Below are 16,540 nucleotides of genomic sequence, written 5' to 3' on the forward strand. Positions count from 1 at the left end.
GTCGGGGACGCCGACTCCGGGACCGTACTCCTCCACCAGCACGTCCTCGGCGAGCCCGAGCTCGGACGCGGCGCGCTCGAGCAGACCGGTGAGCTGCAGCCTCTTCTCGTAGATCTGCAGCTCGAGGCCGTGGACGCTCTCGGTGACGGACTGGAGCCGGTCGCGCACGCTCCCCTCCTCGCGGCGGAGCCCCTGCAGCTCACCGGTCTGCTCGAGCGCGCCGCGTCCGAGCTCGGGCTCGCCGAGGACGTGCTGGTGGAGGAGTACGGTCCCGGAGTCGGCGTCCCCGACGAGACGGACGAGGAGCAGGAGCCGCGGCCCTACGTCCGCGAGGAGCAGCGCCGCCGCCTCGAGAAGGCCGAGAAGCAGCTCGGGCAGCTGGGCCGCGTCAATCCGCTCGCGCTGGAGGAGTTCGCCGCGCTGGAGCAGCGGCACGCGTTCCTGACCGAGCAGCTGGCCGACCTCACCGGGACCCGGCGCGACCTGCTCACCATCATCGAGGAGCTCGACGAGACGATGCAGACCGTGTTCGCCTCCGCGTTCGACGACACGCAGGCGGCGTTCGCGGACGTGTTCCCCGTCCTCTTCCCCGGCGGCACCGGCAGCATCCGGCTGACCGACCCGGAGAACCTGCTCACCACCGGCATCGAGGTCGCGGTGCGGCCGGCCGGCAAGAAGATCGAGCGGCTGTCGCTCCTCTCCGGAGGGGAGCGCTCGCTCGCGGCCGTGGCGTTCATGGTCGCCATCTTCAAGTCGCGGCCGAGCCCCTTCTACATCATGGACGAGGTGGAGGCCGCCCTCGACGACGCGAATCTCGGCCGACTGCTCAGCATCTTCGAGGACCTGCGCACCTCGAGCCAGCTGATCGTCATCACCCACCAGAAGCGGACCATGGAGATCGCGGACGCCCTCTACGGCGTGTCGATGCGGCAGGACGGCGTCTCGGCCGTCGTCGGCCAGCGCGTCGCCGCGCCCCCGGCCTGAACCCGCCTCCCCGACCGCTCGGAGGCGCGCCCGCCGGTAGCCTGGACCCATGGCAGAACGCACCTCCTGGTCGCTCGGCCGCGCACTGCGCGGCCTGTTCGAGAAGCGCACGATCGACGACCAGACCTGGGACGACCTCGAGACGGCGCTGATCACCGCCGACTTCGGCCCCGACATCACCGAGGAGATCGTCGACGACCTCCGCGCCAAGGTGGCCCGATACTCCACCACCGACCCGCGCGACCTCCAGCGGATGCTCCGCGAGTCCCTCGAGGAGCGCCTGTCGAAGTACGACACCACCCTCAAGCTCAGCGAGCGCCCCGCCGTGATCCTCGTGGTCGGCGTGAACGGCGTCGGCAAGACCACGACCATCGGCAAGTTCGCCAAGTTCCTCCGCAACTACGGCCGGAGCGTCGTGGTCGGCGCGGCCGACACCTTCCGCGCCGCGGCGGTCGACCAGCTCGCCACCTGGGCGCAGCGCGCCGACGCCCAGATCGTCCGCCCGCAGCAGGAGCGCCAGGATCCGGCGTCCGTCGCCTTCCAGACCGTGCAGTTCGCGAAGGACACCGGCGTCGAGATGGTCATCATCGACACGGCCGGCCGCCTGCACACCAAGGGCGGGCTGATGGACGAGCTCACGAAGATCAAGCGCGTCATCGAGAAGCAGGCCCCGATCTCCGAGATCCTGCTCGTGCTCGACGCGACGACCGGTCAGAACGGGCTGAGCCAGGCCGAGGCGTTCATCGAGCACGCGGGCGTCACCGGCCTGGTCATCACCAAGCTCGACGGCTCAGCGAAGGGCGGCTTCGTCCTCGCGGTCCAGGAGCGCACCGGCATCCCGATCAAGCTCGTCGGCCAGGGCGAGGGCATCGGCGACCTCACCGGCTTCACCCCCCACGTCTTCGCCCAGCAGCTCGTCAGCTGAGCGGCCCCGCCCGGGACGACGCGCCGGCGCCGTCCCGGTGGCGGGCTACACGGCCTGCGAGAAGCCCAGTGCCGCGTCGGCGAGGTGGCGCAGGTGCTCCGGGACCGGCAGCCCCTTCGACTCCATCGAGCGCGCCCAGAGCCGGCCGGCCCGGTAGGAGGAGCGGACCAGGGGCCCCGCGAGGACGCCGAGGAAGCCGATGTCCTCGGCCTCTTCCTTGATCGCCACGAACTCCTCCGGGTGCACCCAGCGGTCCACCGGCAGATGCCGCGGCGTCGGGCGGAGGTACTGCGTGATGGTCACGATGTCGGTGCCGGCGTCGTAGAGGTCCTGCAGCGCCTGCGAGATCTCCTCCCGCTCCTCGCCCATGCCGAGGATGAGGTTCGACTTCGTGATCAGCCCCGCCTCCCGGCCCTGGGTGAGCACGTCGAGCGAGCGCTCGTAGCGGAAGGCCGGCCGGATGCGCTTGAAGATCCGCGGCACTGTCTCGACGTTGTGGGCGAACACCTCCGGCTCCGCGTCGAACACCCGCTGCAGGTGCTCGGCGCGGCCGGTGAAGTCCGGGACCAGGATCTCGACCCCCGTGCCCGGAGCCTGGGCGTGGATCTGGCGGATGGTCTCGGCGTAGAGCCAGGAGCCCTCGTCGGGCAGGTCGTCGCGGGCGACTCCGGTGACGGTCGCGTAGCGGAGGTTCATCCGCGCCACGGACTCGCCGACGCGCCGGGGCTCGTCCGCGTCGTAGTCCGCGGGCTTCCCGGTGTCGATCTGGCAGAAGTCGCAGCGGCGGGTGCACTGGGCGCCCCCGATGAGGAAGGTCGCCTCTCGGTCCTCCCAGCACTCGAAGATGTTGGGGCAGCCCGCCTCCTGGCAGACGGTGTGCAGCTCCTCGCTCTTCACCAGCGACTGCAGCTGCCGGTACTCCGGGCCCATCGAGGCCTTCGTTCGGATCCACTCGGGCTTGCGCTCGATCGGCGTCTCGGCGTTGCGGATCTCCAGCCGCAGCAGCTTGCGGCCGCCGGCCTCGGCGCTCACGCGGCGACCTCCTCGATGCGGGCGGAGAAGGCGGGGGCCGCCTCCGAGAAGCGCGCCGCCACCCGCGCCCGCACCGCCTCCATGGGCGGAGCTTCGCCGCGCTCGCGCTCGAGCGTGGTCACTCCGGCGTCGGCGATGCCGCAGGCGACGATGCGGGCGTAGGGCTCGAGGCTGTTCGAGACGTTGAGGGCGAATCCGTGCATCGTCACGCCCGAGGCGACGCGGATGCCGATCGCGGCGATCTTGTCGGCGCCGCCGTCCCTCGGGATCCACACTCCCGAGCGCCCGTCGACGCGCCGCCCTTGCACGCCCAGGTCGTCGAGAGCGGCGATCAGCACGCCCTCCAGCGAGCGGACGTAGGCGACCACGTCGACGGGCTCGCCGAGCCGCACGATCGGGTAGCCGACGAGCTGCCCCGGGCCGTGCCAGGTGATCCGCCCTCCGCGGTCGACGTCGACCACGGGCGAGCCGTCGACCGGGCGCTCGTGCGCCTCGGTGCGCTTGCCGGCGGTGTAGACGGAGGAGTGCTCGCAGAGCACGAGGGTGTCCGGCCTCGAGCCCGCCACCACCTCGGCGTGCAGGCGGCGCTGCAGCTCCCAGCCGTCGGCGTAGTCCAGGGGTTCCGCGGAGTCGCCCGCCACCAGTGTCTCGATCACCGGGCCACCCTAGCCCTGTTCTTGGACCCGGACCAGTTAATCCGCTCCGCGGTGATCGCGCCGATCGCGAGCCGATCGGCGGCCCCGCCCGCCGACCCTCCGGGCCTCAGGTAGAATTCCGGGCATCATGGCTACTTTCGGCACCCTCTCCGATCGACTCGTCGAGACCTTCAAGAACCTCCGGACGAAGGGCAAGCTCTCCGCGTCGGACGTCGACGGCACCGTCCGCGAGATCCGGCGGGCCCTCCTCGACGCCGACGTCGCGCTGGAGGTCGTGAAGGAGTTCACCGGCAAGGTGCGCGAGCGCGCCCTCGGCGACGAGGTCAACAAGGCGCTCAACCCGGCCCAGCAGGTCGTCCAGATCGTCAACGAGGAGCTCGTCGCGATCCTCGGCGGGCAGTCGCGCCGGCTCGAGTTCGCCAAGCGCCCGCCGACCGTCATCATGCTCGCCGGCCTCCAGGGCGCGGGCAAGACGACCCTCGCGGGCAAGCTCGGCAAGTACCTGGGCAAGGACGGCCACACCCCGCTGCTCGTCGCGGCCGACCTCCAGCGCCCCAACGCCGTGCAGCAGCTGCAGGTCGTCGGCGAGCAGGCCGGAGTCGCGGTCTACGCGCCGGAGCCGGGCAACGGCGTCGGCAACCCGGTCAAGGTCGCTCAGAACGCGATCCGCTTCGCGACCGACAAGCAGTACGACACGGTCATCATCGACACGGCCGGACGCCTCGGCGTCGACGCCGACATGATGAAGCAGGCCGCCGACATCCGCCGCGTCACGAACCCCGACGAGGTCCTGTTCGTCATCGACGCGATGATCGGCCAGGACGCGGTCGCGACCGCCAAGGCCTTCCAGGAGGGAGTCGACTTCACCGGCGTCGTCCTCTCCAAGCTCGACGGCGACGCCCGCGGAGGCGCGGCGCTCTCGGTCGCCTCGCTCACCGGCCGCCCGATCCTCTTCGCCTCCACGGGCGAGTCGCTCGACGACTTCGAGCAGTTCCACCCCGACCGCATGGCGAGCCGCATCCTCGACCTCGGCGACGTGCTGACCCTCATCGAGCAGGCCCAGTCCGCGTTCGACGAGGACGAGGCGCGCAAGATCGCCGAGAAGATCATGGGGGACACGTTCACCCTCGACGACTTCCTCGGCCAGATGCAGCAGCTGCGCAACATGGGCTCGATCAAGAAGATGATCGGCATGCTGCCCGGCGCGAAGGGCATGCGCGAGCAGCTCGACCAGTTCGACGAGCGCGAGATCGTGCGCACCGAGGCGATCATCCAGTCGATGACGAAGGCGGAGCGGGTCAACCCGAAGCTGCTCAACGGCTCACGGCGCCTGCGCATCGCCCGCGGCTCCGGCATGACGGTCACGGACGTCAACCAGCTCGTCCAGCGCTTCGAGCAGGCCGCCAAGATGATGAAGACGGTCGCCAAGGGCGGCATGCCCTCGGTCCCCGGGATGGGCCCCGTGCCCGGCGCCGGCTACCAGGGCCGCCCGAAGCCGCAGAAGAAGAAGAGCAGCAAGTCCGGCAACCCCGCCAAGCGCGCGGCCGAGAACGCGGCGATCACCTCCGGGCCCCGCCCGGGCGACGCGGGCGGCTCCGGCTTCGGCCTGGGCGGCGGCGCCGGCAAGGGCGCCCAGCCCACGCCGGAGGAGCTCGAGCAGCTGCAGAAGCTCCTCGGGCGATGAGGCGGGTCGCGGCCGGACGCGCGGGCGGGATCCTCGTCCTCGCGGCCGTGCTCGGGCTCACCGGCTGCGCCGAGGGCTCCGGGGTCGACGCGATGACGGCGCCCTCCCCGGAGGACCTGGTCGGCCGCTGGGTGACGGGCGTCTCCTACGACGCGCCCGACGTGCCGTTCCTCCTGATCGCGGAGGACGGGACCTGGACGGGCTCCGACGGCTGCAACGGCGCGCAGGGCGAGTGGTCGATCGACCAGGCGGGCGCGCTCACCGTCTCGGCCGGGCCGAGCACGCTGATCGCCTGCGACGGCGTCGCGCTGCCGATGATCTTCTCGGAGGCGGCGATGGCCTCGCTCGACGGCGGACGGCTCCGCCTGTTCGACGACGAGGGGGCCACCGTCGTCAAGCTCGCCCGCTCCACGAGCGACGAGGCGCCCTCGGCGTCGCCGGACCCGGCGGGGGAGTAGCGCGCCGTCCCTCCGGGGGCCGCAGCGGGGATCCCCGTGAGGCGCACCGCTCGCTAGCGTGAGGGCATGACAACCGCACACGCGCGCCCCGTCCGCATCGGCGTCCAGATCGCACCGCAGCACGTCCCCTACGAGGTCATCCGCGACACGCTCGCCGAGCTCGAGGACCTCGGCGTCGACATCGCCTTCAACTGGGACCACTTCTTCCCGCTCTCGGGAGAGCCGAACGGCCTGCACTTCGAGGGCTGGAGCATGCTCGCGGCCTGGGCCGAGCAGACCAGCCGCATCGAGTTCGGCCCGCTGGTCACCTGCAACAGCTACCGGAACCCCGACCTCCTCGCCGACATGGCGCGCACGGTCGACCACATCAGCGCCAAGGGCGCCGAGGGCCGTCTGATCTTCGGCATCGGCTCGGGCTGGTTCGAGCGCGACTACGAGGAGTACGGCTACGAGTTCGGCACTCCCGGCTCCCGCCTCGACGAGCTCTCCGAGGCGATGCCGCGCATCCGCAGCCGGTGGTCGATGCTCAACCCGGCGCCCACCCGCGACATCCCGGTGATGATCGGCGGCGGCGGCGAGAAGAAGACGCTGCGGATCGTCGCCGAGCACGCCGACATCTGGCACAGCTTCTCGGACGTCCCGACGCTCGAGCGCAAGCTCGGCGTGCTCTCGGAGTGGTGCGGCCGCGTCGACCGCGACCCGGCCGCGATCGAGATCTCGACCGGCGCGAGCGTGCGCGGCGGTGTCGGCGACGCCTCCTTCGATGTGCTCGACCAGCAGTACGACCTGGGCGCCCGCCTGTTCACGCTCGGCATCACCGGTCCGGACATCGACCTCGCGCCCGTGCGCGACCTGCTCGGCTGGCGCGACGGCCGGAACAGCACCGCCCGCTGACCCGGCGGGGCGCCGTCACGGCGGCGCCCCGTGTCGGAGTCAGGCCGCCGGCGCGTCCGTCGCCTTCTGGCCGGTCGGTACCGCCCGGGCGAGGCCGGACTTCTCGGCCGCCACCTCGAACGCGTCGGCCAGGGCGCGCTGGCCCTCGACGGTGGGATGCACGCCGTCCTCGCCGAGCAGCCCGTCCTCGCGGAGGGGGTCCGGGTACTCCAGCGCCCCGCCGCCGGCGGCCGTCACGGCCTCGACCAGCGCCGCGTCGTACTCGTCGAGATCGGAGGGGCGCGGGTCGGGGCCCCAGACCGAGTCGAGCGCGATGAGCCGGGCCGAGGGCGAGGCGGACACGATCGCGTCCACCGCCGGCCCGATCGCGGCGTCCACGTCCTCCGGATCCCAGCCCAGGTCGTTGCTGCTGGCGATCAGCACGATCGCGTCGGGCCGGGTGTCGGCGATCTCCTCCGCGCGGTCGCCGATCGCGACGCCGCAGTCGCCCGGCTCGATGAAGCCGCCGCCGTCGCAGCCCAGGTTCGTGACCTCCCAGCCGAGGTCGTCGCCGACGAGAGCGGGCCAGGCCTGCTCCGGGTCGACCGTCAGACCGCGCACGATGCTGTCGCCGACGATCGTCACCCGGGAGCCGGCGGGAAGAGAGCCGCCGATCGAGAGCGGCAGCGGATCGGCGGTGACGGTCGGGAGGGGAGTGGCGGTGCCGGCGGGGGACGCGGTCGCCGGGCCGGTCGTCGTCGAGGACGAGCAGCCGGCGAGGCCGAGGGCCAGGGCGCCGATCGCGGCTGCGGCGAGGAGGACGGGACGCGTCATGAGCGGGGATCCCGGAGCCCGTCGCGCAGCTCGCCCGCGAGCGCCCGGACCACCGCCTTGAGGTCGCCGTCGTTCGCCGCGGCCGTCCGCAACTGGCGCTGGTAGCTCGCTCCCGCGACCAGGATCAGCTCGACGTCGCCGAGCTCCTTCACGCAGTCGAGACGCTCGGCGACCGGTGCGAGGGTGACGAGCAGGGCGCGGATGTCGTCGGTGACCAGCCGCTCCGCTCCAGCGGCGTCGAGGATGATCTCGGCGTCGAGCCCGTAGCGGGCCGCGCGCCACTTGTTCTCGCGCACGTACCAGGGCTGCATCGTCGGAAGGTCCTCGCCCGCGTCCAGCCGCGACGAGAGGTGCTCGACGAGGCACTGGATCAGCGCGGCGACCGCTCCGATCTCCTCCGCGGAGGAGAGGCCGTCGCACGCGCGCATCTCGAGAGTGCCCCACTGCGGCGAGGGGCGGATGTCCCAGCGGACCTCCGTGTGATCGTCGATGACGCCGGTGCGCATCATGTCGTCGACGTACTCCTCGTAGTTCGCCCAGGCACCGAACTGCGGAGGCAGGCCCGCCGTCGGCAGCTGCTGGAACATCAGCGCGCGGTTCGAGGCGTAGCCCGTGTCGACTCCGCCCCAGAACGGGCTCGACGCCGAGAGCGCCTGCAGGTGCGGGTAGTAGTCGAGCAGGGAGTTGAGGATCGGCAGCACCTTGTCGCGGTGCTCGATGCCGACGTGCACGTGGATGCCCCAGATCATCATGTTCCGGCCCCACCACTGGGTCCGGTCGATGAGGCGGTGGTACCGCTCCTTGTCCGTGATGGCCTGATCGAACCACTGCGCGAACGGGTGCGTGCCCGAGCACACGAGGTCGAGTCCCATGGGGTCGGTGATCTCGCGCACCTGCCGCAGCTGGTCCTGCAGGTCGGCGACCGCGTCGCGGACGGAGGTGTGCACGCCGGAGACCAGCTCGACCGTGTTGCGCAGGAGCTCGCCGGTGATGTGCGGGTGCGGGGCGCCGTCGTCGCTGCGGAGCGCCTCCAGCACCACATCGGCGACGTTGGCGAGATCGCCCGTCTGCCGGTCGACGATCGCGACCTCCCACTCGATCCCGAGCGTGGAGCGGTCTGATGCGGCGAAGCTGATCTCCATGGCGTGGTCCTCATCGGATCCGGGCGTCCGCCGATCGGGACGCGCCTCGCCATCCTGCCACCTGCGGCCGGGGCGGACGCCGAGCCCCGGCGGAGGCCTTCCCGGTCCCGCGAGGCCCGCTCCCGCGAGGGTGCCGCTGGTCGGCGGCGTGCCGGGCCCGCACCGGGGCGGTTTTTCTGGCAGAATGATCCGTCGGGTCCGAGGCGGTCGACCCTCTACTCACCGCCGACGAAACCCCCTCGAGCTTCCGCCGGGTGTGCCCCCACGCTCACGGCTCAGTTCATCCATCATCGACCGGACACCGGTCAACGACCACACAGGAGAATTGTGGCTGTCAAGATTCGTCTGAAGCGCCTCGGCAAGATCCGGGCGCCCTACTACCGCATCGTCGTCGCCGACTCGCGCACCAAGCGCGACGGCCGCGTGATCGAGGAGATCGGCAAGTACCACCCGACCGAGCAGCCCTCGTTCATCCAGGTCGACTCGGAGCGCGCGCAGTACTGGCTCGGAGTCGGCGCGCAGCCGACCGAGCAGGTCGCCGCGATCCTCAAGCTGACCGGCGACTGGGGCCGCTTCAAGGGCGACGCCGACGCCGTCAGCACCGTCCAGGTGAAGGAGCCCAAGGCTCCGTTCGTCGTCGACGCGAAGAAGAAGCCCGTCCTCAAGCCGAAGTCCGAGGCTCCGGCCAAGGCCGCCCCGGTCGAGGACACCGCCGACGAGACCTCCACCGAGGCGTAGTCAGTGCTCGCTCCCGCCGTCGAACACCTCGTCAAGGGGATCGTCGAGAACCCCGATGAGGTCAGTGTCGTGGCCACGAGCTCCCCGCGCGGAGAGGTCCTCGAGGTGCGCGTGCACCCCGAGGACCTCGGCCGCGTGATCGGACGCTCCGGTCGCACAGCCAAGGCCGTCCGCACTCTCGTCGCCGCGCTCGCCGACGGGCGCCGCGTGCGCGTCGACGTCGTCGACACCGACAAGTAGAGGTGTCGGTCACCGGACCGGGCACGACGCAGCTCCGCGTCGCCCGACTCACCAAGGCCCACGGGCTCAAGGGCGCCATCAAGCTCGAGCTCTACACGGACGAGCCCGACAAGCGCTTCACCCCCGGATCCACGTTCACGCTGCAGGTCCCGCGCACCTCCGAGTGGCACGGCAAGAAGCTCGAGCTCGTCGAGCTGCGCTGGTACAACAGCCACCCCGTCGCGTTCTTCCGAGGCGTCGACGACCGCAACGCCGCTGAGACCCTCCTGAAGGCGATCCTCTGGATCGATGAGGAGGTGCAGACCCAGCCGGGCGAGGACGACTCCTGGTACGACTACCAGCTGGTCGGCATGAAGGTCGTCCGCGACGGCGTCGAGGTCGGCACCGTCCGCCGCGTCGACCACTTCCCCGCGCAGGACCTGCTCATCGTCGGCACCCCATCCGGCGAGGTGATGGTGCCGTTCGTGAACGCGATCGTCCCCTCCGTCGACGCCGCGGCCGGGATCGTCACGGTCACGCCTCCGATCGGCCTGTTCGAGGAGGCTCCCGAGGAGGAGCCCGCCGCGGTCGACCTCAGCGGTGTCGACCTGGCGGACCCGGCGCTGAGCGCGCCTGCGGACGCCGACGAGCCGGACGCGTCCGCTGACGCGGACGCCGCTCTCGAGGAGCCCGCCGACGACGAGCCCTCGGCCGCCTCCGACGCCGCCTCCGAGGAGGAGCCCCGGTCGTGAGGATCGACATCGTCACGATCTTCCCGGAGTTCTTCGGCGTGCTCGACATCAGCCTGCTCGGCCGTGCTCGGCAGAGCGGGCTGATCGAGCTCGGCGTGCACGACCTGCGCGACTTCACCCACGACCGCCACCGCACCGTCGACGACACGCCCTACGGCGGCGGCGCCGGCATGGTGATGCGGCCGGAGCCGTGGGGCGAGGCGCTCGACACGATCCTCGACGGCGCGGACGACCCCGTCGTGATCTTCCCGTCGCCCGCGGGCGAGCTGTTCACCCAGGCGACCGCCCGCGAGCTCGCGGAGGAGTCCACCCTCGTCTTCGGCTGCGGCCGCTACGAGGGCATCGACCAGCGCGTCGTGGACCACACCGCCGAGCGCGCGCGGGTCCGGCTGATCAGCCTCGGCGACTACGTCCTCAACGGAGGAGAGGTCGCCGTGATGGCGATGATCGAGGCCGTCGGACGCCTGGTCCCGGGCGTGGTCGGCAATCCGGCGAGCCTGGTCGAGGAGAGCCACTCCGACGGGCTGCTCGAGTACCCGAGCTACACCAAGCCGGCCTCCTGGCGCGGCCTCGACGTCCCTCCGGTGCTCCTCAGCGGCAACCACGGGGCGATCGCCGCCTGGCGCCACGAGCAGAGCGTCGAGCGCACGCGCCGCGTCCGCCCCGAACTGCTCCCCTAGCCCCGAGCCGCACGGTCACCGGGCCGCGAGGGCCAGGTGCCGGTCGCGGAGGGCGAGGAAGAGGGGGAACGCGAACGCGAGGGCGACCAGCGGCGCGAGCAGCACCAGGATCCACACGCGGCGCATCCCGATCCGGCGGCCCTCCACCACCATGAAGGCGACGGCCGCGATCGCGACGACCAGCAGGTCGGTCGAGAACGACGACACCCACGGCCCGCCTGCGGCGAGGCTGGCGAGCAGGTCCGCGCCCTCCTGCATAGCCCTCACGTTCCAGGTCCAGGTCCCGATCAGCCCGGCGAGGGCGAGGACGAGGTAGACGATCCCGAGCGGCGTCCAGCCGCGGTGCAGCCGGCTCATGCGCGGGCCTCCGTTCGTGCGAGGGTGAGGATCGTCCCTCCGGCGAGGGTGACCACGGCCACAGTAGCGACGGCGAGTGTCAGCGCGTCCGGTGCGGTCAGCGCCTGACCGCGCAGCGCCTGCCAGCAGGTGAGGGCGACCGCGGCCGCCCAGCCCGCCGAGGCCAGTGCGACGAGCCGCAGCCGGGTGGATCCGGGGCGCAGGACGGGGATCCGGGCTGCCAGCCGTCCGAGCAGCAGCGCGAGCAGCGGGAGCCCCTGCAGAGCGTGCATCCCGACGAAGTGCGGGATGCGCAGATCGCCCCCCGTGGTGCTCCAGCCCAGGAGGGGGAGGCCGGGTCCGCCGTCCGCGACTCCGACGGCGTGCGCACCGACGACGCCCTGGTAGTCGCTGATCTGGCCGGGCGCGGGCCCCGTCATCAGGAACGCGAGGGCCATCCCGACGAGCCCGATCACGAGTCCGGCGCGGACGGCGAGCGTCAGCGCAGGGTCGCCGAGCGGCACCCGCGCCAGGAGGGCGGCGAGGACCAGCGTCGCCAGCCAGACCACCACGATCGAGACGGCCATCGAGGCCCAGAGCGCGGCGTGCAGGGGAGTGGAGACGTCGAAGTGGCTGCGCTCGCCGACCAGGGCGGCGCCTCCGATCACGACCATCTCGACCGCCAGACCGACCGCCGCGACCGTGCCCAGCGCTCGGGCGAGGCGGCGCCGGCGGGGCACGAGCCCGATCAGCCAGGCGAGCGTCACGGCGTACAGCGCGATCGAGAGGCAGAACTTCAGCGGCTTGCCCCAGAGCGGCTGCCCGCCGAGCTCGCGGGGATCGACGACCAGCGCGATCGCGCAGAGGAGGGCGCCGACCGCCATCGCGGCAGCGAGCACCAGGAGCGGCCGGTGCGGAGCAGCGGAGGCTGTGGGCGCGGGCGTCTCGGTCGCGGCGCTCATCGGGGCACCTCCGTCGAGCCGAAGCGGCTCTGCGTCTCGCGCGCCTGGGCGACGCGCCGGAGCGACTGCAGCACCACGTCTCCGAGCGCGGTGCCGACGGCGGCGACGGCAGCCTGCTCGCTCACGCTCTCGCGGGCCTGCAGTTCGTCGAGGTCGGCGGAGGCGACGAGGGCGGCGGCGCGGGCGTAGGTCTCGAGCCAGCCGGCGCTCATCGGTCCGGTGGAGAGCTCGAGCGCGTCGAGCGCCCGTGCCGCCGTCGCGACGGCAGGGTGGCCGCAGTGGTCGGAGCCCGCGGCCTCGGCGATCCGCCGCGTCGACGCCTCGGTGGCGGACGCGGTCGAGTCGGCGCTCACGGAGACCACGTCCTGCGCCACCTCGAACGCTGCTGTCGGACCGACGCCCGCGTCGAGCGCGGCCGTGATCCGCTTCGCGCCGGCGATACCGACGCCGCCGCTCTCGATGAGCGCCCGGAGCAGCGTCAGGCGGGCGACATGGGCGTCCCCGTACTCCGCCCGCTGAGGGCCGGCGGCGTCGCCCGGCGGCAGCAGCCCCTCCCGGATGTAGTACTTGATCGTGGGCAGGCTGACGCCGCTGCTGCGGCTGAGCTCCGAGATTCGCACGTGGACAGTATCGCTATCGGATAGCAGTACTGTCCACCGCTTGGTCAATCCCGCGCGGAGAGGACGATGTTCCCCGTCTCGGTGATGGCGATCGTGTGCTCCATGTGGGCGCCGCGCGAGCCGTCACGGCTGCGGAGGGTCCAGCCGTCCTTGTCCGTGTAGATCTCGTCGGTCGTCTGCAGGAACCACGGCTCGATCGCGACGACGAGGCCCGAGCGGAGCGGGTAGCCGCGGCCGGCGCGTCCGTCGTTGGGGATGTGCGGATCGCCGTGCATCGTGCGGCCGACGCCGTGGCCGCCGAAGTCGGTGTTGATGGACAGGCCCTCGGCGTGTGCGACGGCCGCGATGGCCGCGGAGATGTCGCCGATCTTCTTCCCGGGCTGCGCGGCGGCGATGCCGGCCTCGAGCGCGCGTGTGGTGGTGTCGATGAGGGCGAGGTCCTCCTCGCGCGGCGTCCCGACCACGACGCTGATGGCCGAGTCGGCGACCCAGCCGTTCACGGAGGCGGCGAAGTCGAGGGTGAGCAGGTCGCCGTCCTTCAGCCGGTAGTCGAAGGGCAGGCCGTGCAGCACCGCGTCGTTGACGGAGGTGCAGATGACCTTGCCGAAGGGACTCGCGCCGAAGGAGGGGTGGTAGTCGATGTAGCAGGACTCGGCGCCGGCCGTGCGGATCATGTCGTGGGCGAGCCGGTCGAGCTCGAGCAGGTTCACGCCGACCGCGGCAGCGGCGGAGGTGGCCTTCAGTACCTCGCCGACGAAGCGGCCGGCGGGACGCATCTCCTCGATCTCGGCGGGGGTGCGTAGCTCGATCATCCTGATCCTCTCGGGGTCCGCTGAGCCGTCGCTCAGCGGTGGTGGGTACGGTCGGTGCATGCGCACGCGACGGGCATTCGGTTCCTGGCAGTTCCCGGCGGCGATCGTGCTGCCCTTGTGGATCCTCCTCGGCTACGGGGTCTTCGGAGGATCGAGCGGCTGGACCGTGCTCGGCCTGGTGATCGCCCTCCCCATTCTGGCGGTCGCGCTGGCGGCTGTGGCCGCGATCGTCGCATTCCGGGTGACCGTTCGGCCCACGCGCACTCCCGCGTGGGGCGACGTGGCCGTGGTCGGCGCCTGGCACCTCTCCCTGATCGCCTTCGGCTTCTTCCCGCCCGGCGCCTGGGGGCTGGGCCTGCTCTCGGTGGTCCTCGGAGTGGCGGCCTTCTGGCACTCGGCGTGGCGATTCCTCGGCGACGCGAGGGCCACTCTCCTCGCCTTCTCGGAGGCGGCGTCCGTGCAGGCCGAGGGCGCTCACCGCCCCGTCGCCGGCGAGGGCTTCGACCCGGAGCGCCCGCAGGACGGGCAGACCATCGTCCTCTGAGGGGTCGGGCGTCCCGAGAGGCGCTGTCCCCTGCGAGGCCCCGCCCTGCTCCACGGCTCGGCCCTCTCGACGGATCCGCCCTCTGCGCGGCTCTGCCCTCAGGGCGACCCTGTCCTCCAGGTGACTCTGCCCTCCCGACGACCCTGCTTTGACTCGGATCGACGCGGCATGGCAGAATGAGCGCTTGTGCCTCGCGCAGGCTCTGCCACAGGGGAGCCGCGACGACGTGGGCACGACCGACTTCCATCAACGAAACGGTGTTCGACCTGTGGCGGGCACGGAGAGCGATACAGCATGCACATCCTCGATTCCGTCGATGCGGCGTCCCTCCGCAGCGATGTCCCGGACTTCCGCGCCGGCGACACCGTCAAGGTCCACGTCAACATCGTCGAGGGCTCCCGCTCGCGCATCCAGGTCTTCCAGGGCGTCGTCATCGGCCGCTCCAACGAGGGCGTCCGCGAGACCTTCACCGTCCGCAAGGTGAGCTTCCAGGTCGGCGTCGAGCGCACGTTCCCCGTGCACTCGCCGGTCATCGACCACATCGAGGTCGTCACCCGCGGTGACGTCCGTCGCGCGAAGCTCTACTACCTGCGCAACCTGCGCGGCAAGAAGGCGAAGATCAAGGAGAAGCGCGACGCCTGAGCGGCTTCCGCACGACTTCTCGGGAACCCCGGTCCACCTATGATGGACCGGGGTTCCTCCCTTTCTCGGGGGCGATCCGTCCGGGGAGTCCACCCGGTGATGCACAGTAGGGGCGACGGCGAGCGATGACAGACAGCACGGCCCCGGTCCGCCTCCCCGGAGGCGAGGACCACGCCCGCCACTCGGCGGATCCGTCCGAGAAGCGCCCGCGCAAGCGCCGGGGTGTCCTGCTCTTCCTTCGCGACGTGCTGATCATCTTCGTGGTCGCGGTGCTCGTCTCCTTCCTCGTGAAGACCTTCCTGATCCGCTCGTTCTACATCCCCTCCTCCTCCATGGAGCAGACGCTCGTCGAGAACGATCGCATCCTCGTGAACGAGCTCGTGCCCGGAGTGGTGAAGATCTCGCGCGGCGACGTCGTCGTCTTCCGCGATCCCGGCGGATGGCTCTCGCCGAGCTCCGAGCCCAACGTGCCGCCGTTCCAGGCCGCGGTCGACTCCGCCCTCGCGCTCGTCGGCCTCACCGCTCCCGACAGCAACGACCACCTCATCAAGCGCGTCATCGGCCTGCCGGGCGACCACGTGACCTGCTGCACGCCGCTCGGCCAGGTCGAGATCAACGGCAACCCGATCGACGAGCCCTACGTGAAGTTGCCGGACGGGGTGCAGGCCGTCTCGGCCACCCCCTTCGACGTCGTCGTGCCCGAGGGCTCGCTCTGGGTGATGGGCGACAACCGCTACAACTCCGCCGACTCCCGCTACAACACCGACAAGCCGGGCGGCGGCTTCGTGCCGATCGACAACGTCGTGGGCCGCGCGATCCTCGTGACCTGGCCCGTGCAGCAGTGGGCGTGGCTCGACGACTACCCGTCGGTGTTCCGCGGAGTCGACACCGAGGCCTCCGAGGAGGGCTCGGACGACGCGCAGAGCGGGCAGGGCTAGGTGGTCGTCGCCGAGCCGACGCTGACGCAGGAGCGGCGCCTCTTCCGGCAGGGCTATGAGACGGTCATCGGCTGCGACGAGGTCGGCCGCGGCGCGATCGCCGGCCCGGTCTCGGTCGGCGTCGTGTCGATCGGCAGCCGCTGCGGGCGCTTCCCCGAGGGGCTCCGCGACTCCAAGATGCTCGCTCCCGCCCGCCGCGAGGCGCTCCTGCCGGGAGTAGCGAAGTGGGTCTCCGCCTGGGCGATCGGCGAGTCCTCGGCGGACGAGATCGACGAGACCGGGATCATCGCCGGCCTCGGCCGCGCCGCGTCGAGGGGCATCGAGCGCCTCGCCGACCAGGGCGTCGACCTCGCCACCGCCGTCGTCCTCCTCGACGGCGCTCACGACTGGCTGACGCCCGCGCTGGGCGAGTGGGCGGCCGAGTTGACGATCGTCACCCGCGTGAAGGCCGACCGCGACTGCGCCGCCGTCTCCGCCGCCTCCGTGCTCGCGAAGGTGGGCCGGGACGGTCAGATGGTGCGCCACCACGACGACTTCGCCGACTACGCCTGGGACAGCAACAAGGGCTACGGCAGCGCCGCGCACTGGGCGGGGATCGAGCGGGTCGGCCCGTCCCCGCTGCACCGGGTGACCTGGCTGTCGAAGTCGCGGGAGAGCGTCGAGGAGCCGCTCCCGGCGTTCGTGCCCGTCGGCTCGGCGTAGGATTGTC

The 16,540-nt window shown here is 71.7% G+C and carries 20 protein-coding genes and 1 pseudogene; 13 read left to right on the forward strand and 8 right to left on the reverse strand.

Annotation, left to right across the window (positions count from 1 at the left end; all coding sequences use genetic code 11):
* Together C5C82_RS07885 and ftsY are read left to right on the forward strand one after the other, a co-directional pair.
* Positions 1-984: pseudogene (locus C5C82_RS07885) on the forward strand (AAA family ATPase); the annotation flags it as partial.
* Positions 985-1,033: 49 nt separating this feature from the next.
* Positions 1,034-1,909 (forward strand): signal recognition particle-docking protein FtsY, encoded by an 876-nt coding sequence (gene ftsY, locus C5C82_RS07890; protein WP_104223920.1) that lies wholly within the window; start codon positions 1,034-1,036, stop codon positions 1,907-1,909.
* A gap of 45 nt (positions 1,910-1,954) precedes the next feature.
* On the opposite strand, the gene lipA is transcribed toward ftsY, so the two are convergent.
* Positions 1,955-2,941 carry a lipoyl synthase gene (lipA, locus tag C5C82_RS07895; protein ID WP_104226884.1) on the reverse strand — a complete coding sequence of 329 codons (987 nt, stop codon included), beginning with the start codon at positions 2,939-2,941 and terminating at the stop codon, positions 1,955-1,957.
* Positions 2,938-3,597 (reverse strand): lipoyl(octanoyl) transferase LipB, encoded by a 660-nt coding sequence (gene lipB, locus C5C82_RS07900; RefSeq protein WP_104269060.1) that lies wholly within the window; start codon positions 3,595-3,597, stop codon positions 2,938-2,940. Before lipB ends, lipA begins: the two co-directional genes overlap by 4 nt.
* A 127-nt stretch (positions 3,598-3,724) precedes the next feature.
* Here lipB and ffh point away from each other — a divergent pair, with 127 nt between their 5' ends.
* The 3 genes from ffh to C5C82_RS07915 all read left to right on the forward strand — a co-directional run bounded on the left by ffh (position 3,725) and on the right by C5C82_RS07915 (position 6,633).
* Positions 3,725-5,281 (forward strand): signal recognition particle protein, encoded by a 1,557-nt coding sequence (gene ffh / locus C5C82_RS07905; RefSeq protein WP_104226882.1) that lies wholly within the window; start codon positions 3,725-3,727, stop codon positions 5,279-5,281.
* A complete protein-coding gene (locus C5C82_RS07910; RefSeq protein ID WP_104223916.1) occupies positions 5,278-5,739 on the forward strand; it encodes an META domain-containing protein in 462 nt (153 codons plus the stop codon). The genes ffh and C5C82_RS07910 overlap by 4 nt, the downstream gene beginning before the upstream one ends.
* Before the next feature lie 66 nt (positions 5,740-5,805).
* Entirely contained in the window at positions 5,806-6,633 is an 828-nt protein-coding gene (locus C5C82_RS07915; protein WP_104223915.1) for an LLM class F420-dependent oxidoreductase, read from the forward strand.
* Between the two features lie 39 nt (positions 6,634-6,672).
* On the opposite strand, the gene C5C82_RS07920 is transcribed toward C5C82_RS07915, so the two are convergent.
* Both C5C82_RS07920 and C5C82_RS07925 read right to left on the reverse strand, forming a co-directional pair.
* Entirely contained in the window at positions 6,673-7,446 is a 774-nt protein-coding gene (locus C5C82_RS07920) for an SGNH/GDSL hydrolase family protein (RefSeq protein WP_104250521.1), read from the reverse strand.
* Positions 7,443-8,588, reverse strand: coding sequence for a glutamate--cysteine ligase (locus C5C82_RS07925; protein WP_104295438.1), 1,146 nt, complete (start codon positions 8,586-8,588; stop codon positions 7,443-7,445). The genes C5C82_RS07920 and C5C82_RS07925 overlap by 4 nt, the downstream gene beginning before the upstream one ends.
* Positions 8,589-8,915: 327 nt before the next feature.
* Between C5C82_RS07925 and rpsP the strand changes: the two genes are divergently transcribed.
* Genes rpsP through trmD form a run of 4 tightly spaced genes read left to right on the forward strand, consistent with a single transcriptional unit; the run spans position 8,916 to position 10,977 of the window.
* Positions 8,916-9,326 (forward strand): 30S ribosomal protein S16, encoded by a 411-nt coding sequence (gene rpsP / locus C5C82_RS07930; RefSeq protein ID WP_104223912.1) that lies wholly within the window; start codon positions 8,916-8,918, stop codon positions 9,324-9,326.
* A gap of 3 nt (positions 9,327-9,329) precedes the next feature.
* On the forward strand, positions 9,330-9,566 hold the full coding sequence (locus tag C5C82_RS07935; RefSeq protein ID WP_068210678.1) for an RNA-binding protein: 237 nt from the start codon (positions 9,330-9,332) through the stop codon (positions 9,564-9,566).
* Between the two features lie 2 nt (positions 9,567-9,568).
* On the forward strand, positions 9,569-10,297 hold the full coding sequence (gene rimM, locus C5C82_RS07940) for a ribosome maturation factor RimM (RefSeq protein WP_104295439.1): 729 nt from the start codon (positions 9,569-9,571) through the stop codon (positions 10,295-10,297).
* Complete coding sequence (gene trmD, locus C5C82_RS07945) at positions 10,294-10,977, forward strand: tRNA (guanosine(37)-N1)-methyltransferase TrmD (protein ID WP_104226875.1); 684 nt, start codon at positions 10,294-10,296, stop codon at positions 10,975-10,977. Before rimM ends, trmD begins: the two co-directional genes overlap by 4 nt.
* 15 nt (positions 10,978-10,992) lie before the next feature.
* Here trmD and C5C82_RS07950 read toward each other — a convergent pair whose 3' ends face one another.
* The 4 genes from C5C82_RS07950 to map are packed head-to-tail and all read right to left on the reverse strand — an operon-like array spanning position 10,993 to position 13,707.
* On the reverse strand, positions 10,993-11,334 hold the full coding sequence (locus C5C82_RS07950) for a DUF2834 domain-containing protein (RefSeq protein WP_104295440.1): 342 nt from the start codon (positions 11,332-11,334) through the stop codon (positions 10,993-10,995).
* Positions 11,331-12,275 carry a hypothetical protein gene (locus C5C82_RS07955; RefSeq protein ID WP_104295441.1) on the reverse strand — a complete coding sequence of 315 codons (945 nt, stop codon included), beginning with the start codon at positions 12,273-12,275 and terminating at the stop codon, positions 11,331-11,333. The genes C5C82_RS07950 and C5C82_RS07955 overlap by 4 nt, the downstream gene beginning before the upstream one ends.
* The gene (locus tag C5C82_RS07960; RefSeq protein ID WP_104226873.1) at positions 12,272-12,895 is read right to left on the reverse strand and encodes a MerR family transcriptional regulator; all 624 of its coding nucleotides are present in this window, start codon (positions 12,893-12,895) and stop codon (positions 12,272-12,274) included. Before C5C82_RS07960 ends, C5C82_RS07955 begins: the two co-directional genes overlap by 4 nt.
* 44 nt (positions 12,896-12,939) lie before the next feature.
* Positions 12,940-13,707, reverse strand: coding sequence for a type I methionyl aminopeptidase (map, locus tag C5C82_RS07965; RefSeq protein WP_104295442.1), 768 nt, complete (start codon positions 13,705-13,707; stop codon positions 12,940-12,942).
* Between the two features lie 58 nt (positions 13,708-13,765).
* On the opposite strand from map, the gene C5C82_RS07970 reads away from it, so the two are divergent.
* From C5C82_RS07970 to C5C82_RS07985, 4 genes are all read left to right on the forward strand, one after another.
* Positions 13,766-14,251 carry a hypothetical protein gene (locus C5C82_RS07970; protein ID WP_104354883.1) on the forward strand — a complete coding sequence of 162 codons (486 nt, stop codon included), beginning with the start codon at positions 13,766-13,768 and terminating at the stop codon, positions 14,249-14,251.
* A 294-nt stretch (positions 14,252-14,545) separates the two neighbouring features.
* On the forward strand, positions 14,546-14,893 hold the full coding sequence (gene rplS / locus C5C82_RS07975; RefSeq protein WP_104223904.1) for a 50S ribosomal protein L19: 348 nt from the start codon (positions 14,546-14,548) through the stop codon (positions 14,891-14,893).
* A gap of 125 nt (positions 14,894-15,018) precedes the next feature.
* Complete coding sequence (gene lepB, locus C5C82_RS07980; protein ID WP_104223903.1) at positions 15,019-15,831, forward strand: signal peptidase I; 813 nt, start codon at positions 15,019-15,021, stop codon at positions 15,829-15,831.
* Positions 15,832-16,533 carry a ribonuclease HII gene (locus C5C82_RS07985; RefSeq protein WP_104250529.1) on the forward strand — a complete coding sequence of 234 codons (702 nt, stop codon included), beginning with the start codon at positions 15,832-15,834 and terminating at the stop codon, positions 16,531-16,533.
* The last annotated feature ends 7 nt before the right edge of the window (positions 16,534-16,540 follow it).

Origin of the sequence: Rathayibacter sp. AY1D5 (genome assembly GCF_002932515.1) — a bacterium.
In the GTDB taxonomy this organism is placed as follows: Bacteria; Actinomycetota; Actinomycetes; order Actinomycetales; family Microbacteriaceae; genus Rathayibacter.

Coding starts and splice junctions, on each gene's coding strand:
- ftsY (WP_104223920.1), top strand. CDS start 1,034: ATGGCAGAACGCACCTCCTGGTCGCTCGGCCGCGCACTGCGCGGCCTG.
- ffh (WP_104226882.1), top strand. CDS start 3,725: ATGGCTACTTTCGGCACCCTCTCCGATCGACTCGTCGAGACCTTCAAG.
- C5C82_RS07910 (WP_104223916.1), top strand. CDS start 5,278: ATGAGGCGGGTCGCGGCCGGACGCGCGGGCGGGATCCTCGTCCTCGCG.
- C5C82_RS07915 (WP_104223915.1), top strand. CDS start 5,806: ATGACAACCGCACACGCGCGCCCCGTCCGCATCGGCGTCCAGATCGCA.
- C5C82_RS07920 (WP_104250521.1), bottom strand. CDS start 7,446: ATGACGCGTCCCGTCCTCCTCGCCGCAGCCGCGATCGGCGCCCTGGCC.
- C5C82_RS07925 (WP_104295438.1), bottom strand. CDS start 8,588: ATGGAGATCAGCTTCGCCGCATCAGACCGCTCCACGCTCGGGATCGAG.
- C5C82_RS07950 (WP_104295440.1), bottom strand. CDS start 11,334: ATGAGCCGGCTGCACCGCGGCTGGACGCCGCTCGGGATCGTCTACCTC.
- C5C82_RS07955 (WP_104295441.1), bottom strand. CDS start 12,275: ATGAGCGCCGCGACCGAGACGCCCGCGCCCACAGCCTCCGCTGCTCCG.
- map (WP_104295442.1), bottom strand. CDS start 13,707: ATGATCGAGCTACGCACCCCCGCCGAGATCGAGGAGATGCGTCCCGCC.
- C5C82_RS07970 (WP_104354883.1), top strand. CDS start 13,766: ATGCGCACGCGACGGGCATTCGGTTCCTGGCAGTTCCCGGCGGCGATC.
- rplS (WP_104223904.1), top strand. CDS start 14,546: ATGCACATCCTCGATTCCGTCGATGCGGCGTCCCTCCGCAGCGATGTC.
- lepB (WP_104223903.1), top strand. CDS start 15,019: ATGACAGACAGCACGGCCCCGGTCCGCCTCCCCGGAGGCGAGGACCAC.